A 4,963-nucleotide genomic window follows, 5' to 3' on the forward strand; every position below is an offset into this window, starting at 1 on the left:
GGAAACGCGGCCGCCCCGGCTGCGAAACCCTGGCCAGCTACGCCGGGGCGGCCGCTCGCATCTGCGCCCTCAATGGGGGCCTGCTTTGGACGCGAAATAGGGGTGGCGATTGGAAGCGATTTGACACTCAGGCGGTCAGTGACCTCCATCGGCACAAAGGTGGGAGCGGTGAAGATGAACTGCAGACTCTCGACCTTGGATAGTTCGGCCTTAAGGGCCTCGAACGCATAGATCGAGAAGCATGATGCGGCGATTTTGACCCGACTACCGCGGCCAAGGGTGCTCTTCAGGTCATGGCCCAAGAGAAGGGACGTATTATCAAGGATCCTCAACTCGCCAGCCTCTTACAGGACCGTATTGTCCGCTGAGTTATTTTCAGTTGAAGGAATGGCGAAAGCGACCTCCTCAGAGGCAACTCATTTCGATATTGAGAGCATGAGCTTACGGTACGCATTCCGGTAACATGCTCTCATAGATTGTATTCGGAATCAACGAGTACTTGCCTGAGACGACTGCTGACGTAGGCCTTTAAGGCGAAGGGCATAGCGAAGCCGCGTCTCAGTCATCAACAGAATGAGGAGCCTCACGGGGGCGCCGCACCTCCTGCCGGAATGCTGAAAGCATCTCATCGGCCGACACAGAACGTCCTGGCCCGCTGGCAAGTCCATCGCGATAGGCCGCTTTCAGAATGGCAAGATCGGCGTTTTCATTCATAACGCCACTCTACCACCATAGACACCGACGGACATCCTGTGTGCCTGGCCCCAGCGCAGAATCTGCCATCACAGGATCCTGGGATCTGCGTTGAACGGGCAACGGGGGCAAGGCACCCGAGGTCAGCCCCGGAACTCCTGAAGCCAGGTCACAGCCCGGTTAGCCTGCGAAGCAGCCGTGAACAGGGCCTTCTTGTCGGCCTTCATGAGGGTCAACCAGTGTGCCAGATACTGCGCATGGTTGACCCGGGGAGTGGCGGTGATCCCGAGATCCGCGCACAGGAACGCGGCGCCCAGCTCGGCCACCAGCTCTTCGGCGGCATAGGCCTGATCGCCGAACCGCTTGCCAAACTGGCGGTCACAGCGATTGGCGGGGCCTGTCCAATGGGTCAGCTCGTGGAAGAGGGTCGAGTAGTAGCCCTCAGCCGGCGAGCTCGTTGAAGTGCCCAGGAACGCCGTGCGTTCGGGCATATGGACCGTGTCGGTCGACGCCCGATAGCAGGCCATGGAGCCCCCATGGACGATCGTGGCGCCCGTGGCTGCCACGAAGGCCTCAGCAGCCGTCAGGGGATCGAAGTGAACCGGAGCCGGGAGGGGCTCAGGCTGCCAGCCGTCCACCTGCTCCGCGGCGAACACCGGGGTTGCCCGGGCGACCAGGCGGGTTTCCTCGTGGGCCTGGCCCTGGTCGTCGGTCTCGGTGACGTCGAAGGACTTGAAGAACACCACCAGGGAGGATTTCTCGCCCTTGCGGACCTGAGCGCCGGCCTCCTGCCACTGGCGGAAGGTGGCCCAGCGACCTGAGCTGTAACCGCGCAGCTCGGCCGCGGCCCAGAGGGCCAGAACGTTGACGCCCTGATAGCGGCGGCCCGTGACGGCATTCGCCGGCCGCCCGATGCAGCCACCCTGGCGGTGCCAAGGCAGGTGGAAATCCCCCGGGCCGGCTTCGATCGCGGCGATGATCTGGTTGGTGATGTGCTGATGAATGTCGACCCGGTCGGTCATGGCTCTGTCTCCCTTGGCGGGCCGCCCCATGCGGCCTCGTGGGAGGCGTCCGCCCCAGCGGTCTGGGACAGGTGTCCATGCCGTCAGCCCGGCAGGGGCCGCTGCTGCACAAGCCCTTAGGGCGCGGAAGCGAGGCGCATGGCGCCTGGAACAGCCCTGGGGCAGCCAATCCCCATCCGAGGCCCTGGGGCGCCCGCGGGAGACGGCGCGACCCCGACCGGAGGCATTGAACGGACAGGTAAACCGGGTGGTGCCGCGTTGAATCGAGACGGGGGCTCATTGCCACCCCCCGACCCCGGCTAGGATGTTCGAGCGGAATGCCGAGTTAAGATCGGGGAGGGCGCGCGAGACCAACCAAACGACTGATCTCGGTTTGAAGCGGGGCTTCATCACCACGAAAGCTAGCGATCATCGCGGCCAAGAAGGCTTCGGGGTCAAGCCTGTCCAGGTTCAACGGATGCCCGGCTGATGCCGCGAGAATCGCGAAGAACGCCAGCTGGGTGCGGCCGTTGCCATCACGGAACGCGTGGATGGCATTCAATTCAGACAGAAAAGCAGCACCTCGAACGACAAACTCGTCGGGTGTCAGGCCCCGGAGATGTTGCCGCGTCGCCAAATCGGCGAACAGCCGTTTCAAAGCGGTCCGAATGTGCTCGGGATAGCAGAACATGCTGCCGCCCTTGGAAATCCGAACCCGCCGCTCGCGTCCGGCCCAAGGGTACACATCGCCAAAGATGTGCCGATGAATGGCTTTGTAGTGGGCGACGGTAAAGCGGCCAGCCGGAAAGGCCTCTTCGAAGCGCTGGGCCGTTGCCTCGGCCTCGAAGGCGTCAAGGGCCGCCTGGCTCTTTAGCCCAAGCCGGTTCCTGAGGACCGTCGTGCCACGATAGCAGTACGGATCGTCAACAGTATCGTACACGAAGGCTTAGGCTTTTTTGGAATGCTTTTTGGCAATAGCCTGACGGCGCTGCTCGTCGGAAAGTCCACGCCGATCAAACTCGACGAACATCTTCTTGCTGCTGGCGGAAAGCCGGATACCTTCAACCGCACTGATCTTGGCAAATGATTTCAAGCCAAGAATATATTGCCCAGACTTCGGCGCACGGGTCGATGGCTTCTTCATAGGATCACAATATCACAGCCGTCAGCGGTGGCGAGTGATTTTTGGCAGGGGCGGGGAACCGAGAACCCCAGCACGATCAAATTCTGTGTTGAATCTGACGGAAAGCTTACCGGAACCGGGTCCCGTTGTGCTCGCGGGGTGGGCGGATTAGAGTTCGACGAGAGCAACGCTCCGGGGTTGGCGCTCGGCGCCAGCCGCAAAAGCCCGGTTTGAGCCGGGCTTTTTGTTTTATCGGGGCACAGCGGGCCCTCTCCCTCGATCCGAGTGCCCGCCCGCCGGGCGAGGGGCTTGCCTCAACCAGCAGCTGTGGCAGCCTGCGGTCACCAAAACCCTTTTCTCGAGCCTTCGGCTCCGCACGCCCTCCGGCGGACGCGGGGCAGGGGGTGAAAGCGATGGACGTGAGCCCAGAACTCTCCGAACTCTTCTGCACCATGATGCGTGCCGGTCGCCAGGAAGTGGCCCAGGCAATTCTCTCAGAGCCCGACTGCGACGTGCAGCACCGGACCAATGGTGGCCAGACCCCGCTGCACATCGCGGCAATGGCCTTCATGCCCGGCATCGTGGCGCTTCTGATCGCCAAGGGAGCTGATCCCAACGTCCTTGATGACCGGGGTCGAACCCCACTCATGATTGCGGCCAAGGCCGGGGACGACAGGGCCGTCGAGCAACTGCTCAAGCGCGGCGCCGATCCGAACCTGGTCACCCACCAGATGCGCTGGACCGCGCTGATGTGGGCGGCCCGCTACAAGCGGACCGCAGTGCTCAAACGGCTCCTCGCGGCCGGCGCTGATCCTAAGATCCAGGACAAGAACGGCGATACGGCCATTGACCTGGCCCGGAAACACGGCCCCGCAGCCGCTCTGGCATTACTCGAGCCGACGATCGCATAGGCCCCGCCCAAAGCGGGGCCATTTAACATAACGGCCATTATGCGAAATAAGTCATTGATTCGCATAAGATATCATATGGAATGTCCGATCAGGGTTCCGTAGCGTGCAGCGCTCCGTCTGGGGGTCTAGCCGCCGCACCCGTCTCGCCCGAATGGCGAAATTCCGCGCGTCCGCTTGGGGCTTAACAACGGACATTGATTGACAGCTGCTTTTGGGCCCTGATCGGAAGTCTGGAACGTCGGCTTTCGCCATCCGCCCTCGTCCGTACCTCGATTGACGTAGGTCGCGTCTGGACCAACGGCTACGCGACGAGTGACTTCAATGGACCATCAAATCGTGAAACGCCAATTCCACCAGCGCCGTCCACGTTTCGCGAGGAGGTGCGGGAAGCCAGATGATCGGCTTCCCGCACCTGGTTTCAGCGCATCGGGCGCAGGTTGGTGTAGGCGCCGGTGGTCCGCAGCGTCACCGTCACCTGCTGGGAGGTGCGGTTGCGGAAGAACCAGCCGTGCGAGCCGTCAAAGCCCGCGGTCATCACGCCTTCGTCGGACGCAACGCCACGGGCCGTCTTGTAGGACGTCTCGCGACCACCGCCAGCCCTGGTACCGTGCATGTCGTAATTCACCACGCCCGTATCGGTTCGCCAGGAGTAGCGGATGGCCGTGCCGCGCGGGGCGGTCATCTTCCATTCGATCCCTTCGCCGGGCTTCAGCGGGATGACGGTCTCGTCCGTCCGCTCCGCCGCCTGCGCATGCGCGGTGCCGATGATGCTGGCGAAGATGAAGGAGCCGATGCTGGAGCGCGGAGCCGCCGGAGCAGGCGGCGCGTCCCTCACCCTGTCCTCGGCTGCCTCGCGGGCGAGCTGCATCTTGATCTCGCCCATTTGCGTGAGGCCCAGGGCACGCCCGATGCCGGTGGGATCGACCGCATACTCGGACGGCAGGACAATCGTCACGAGGATGGCGGTCGCGGCGACGGCGGCGATGGCGGTGGACTTCAGGAGCTGCGCGGTGGTCGGCAGCTCTTTACGGGACGGCATGTCGGAGTTGTACATGATGGTGTCCTTGTCTCAGCTCACGAAGTAGCCGGTCAGCTGGTAGCCGACCAAAACGAAACCCGCGGCCATCATGGCCACGTTGGCGGTGTAGGCATGGCGACGGAACCCGTCGGTCCGGCGCCAGAAGCCCATGGCGATCAGAATGCCGGCGAGCGCCAGCAACTGGCCGATCTCCACC

7 protein-coding genes are annotated in these 4,963 nt (G+C 63.0%); 1 reads left to right on the plus strand and 6 read right to left on the minus strand.

The features are described from left to right. The 4 genes from ACJ4V0_RS21300 to ACJ4V0_RS21315 form a co-directional block, all read right to left on the minus strand. The coding region (locus ACJ4V0_RS21300) for a phospholipase D-like domain-containing protein (RefSeq protein WP_448301615.1) at positions 1-302 on the minus strand (302 nt) is incomplete at its 3' end. Positions 303-836: 534 nt separating this feature from the next. Continuing rightward, positions 837-1,715 (minus strand): ArdC family protein, encoded by an 879-nt coding sequence (locus tag ACJ4V0_RS21305; protein WP_448301616.1) that lies wholly within the window; start codon positions 1,713-1,715, stop codon positions 837-839. 325 nt (positions 1,716-2,040) lie between these two features. Beyond that, entirely contained in the window at positions 2,041-2,634 is a 594-nt protein-coding gene (locus ACJ4V0_RS21310) for a Fic/DOC family protein (RefSeq protein WP_448301617.1), read from the minus strand. Between the two features lie 6 nt (positions 2,635-2,640). Further along, positions 2,641-2,838 (minus strand): hypothetical protein, encoded by a 198-nt coding sequence (locus ACJ4V0_RS21315; protein ID WP_448301618.1) that lies wholly within the window; start codon positions 2,836-2,838, stop codon positions 2,641-2,643. A 392-nt stretch (positions 2,839-3,230) separates the two neighbouring features. On the opposite strand from ACJ4V0_RS21315, the gene ACJ4V0_RS21320 reads away from it, so the two are divergent. Then, positions 3,231-3,728, plus strand: a complete 498-nt coding sequence (locus ACJ4V0_RS21320; protein WP_448301619.1) for an ankyrin repeat domain-containing protein — start codon at positions 3,231-3,233, stop codon at positions 3,726-3,728. A 418-nt stretch (positions 3,729-4,146) separates the two neighbouring features. On the opposite strand, the gene ACJ4V0_RS21325 is transcribed toward ACJ4V0_RS21320, so the two are convergent. Both ACJ4V0_RS21325 and ACJ4V0_RS21330 read right to left on the minus strand, forming a co-directional pair. Further along, positions 4,147-4,782, minus strand: coding sequence for a transmembrane anchor protein (locus ACJ4V0_RS21325; RefSeq protein ID WP_448301620.1), 636 nt, complete (start codon positions 4,780-4,782; stop codon positions 4,147-4,149). A gap of 15 nt (positions 4,783-4,797) precedes the next feature. Further along, positions 4,798-4,963: HupE/UreJ family protein (locus tag ACJ4V0_RS21330; protein WP_527248927.1), on the minus strand; the 166-nt coding region annotated here is incomplete at its 5' end.

The sequence above is a fragment of the Phreatobacter aquiterrae genome, assembly GCF_053471285.1.

Coding starts and splice junctions, on each gene's coding strand:
- ACJ4V0_RS21305 (WP_448301616.1), bottom strand. CDS start 1,715: ATGACCGACCGGGTCGACATTCATCAGCACATCACCAACCAGATCATC.
- ACJ4V0_RS21315 (WP_448301618.1), bottom strand. CDS start 2,838: ATGAAGAAGCCATCGACCCGTGCGCCGAAGTCTGGGCAATATATTCTT.
- ACJ4V0_RS21320 (WP_448301619.1), top strand. CDS start 3,231: ATGGACGTGAGCCCAGAACTCTCCGAACTCTTCTGCACCATGATGCGT.
- ACJ4V0_RS21325 (WP_448301620.1), bottom strand. CDS start 4,782: ATGTACAACTCCGACATGCCGTCCCGTAAAGAGCTGCCGACCACCGCG.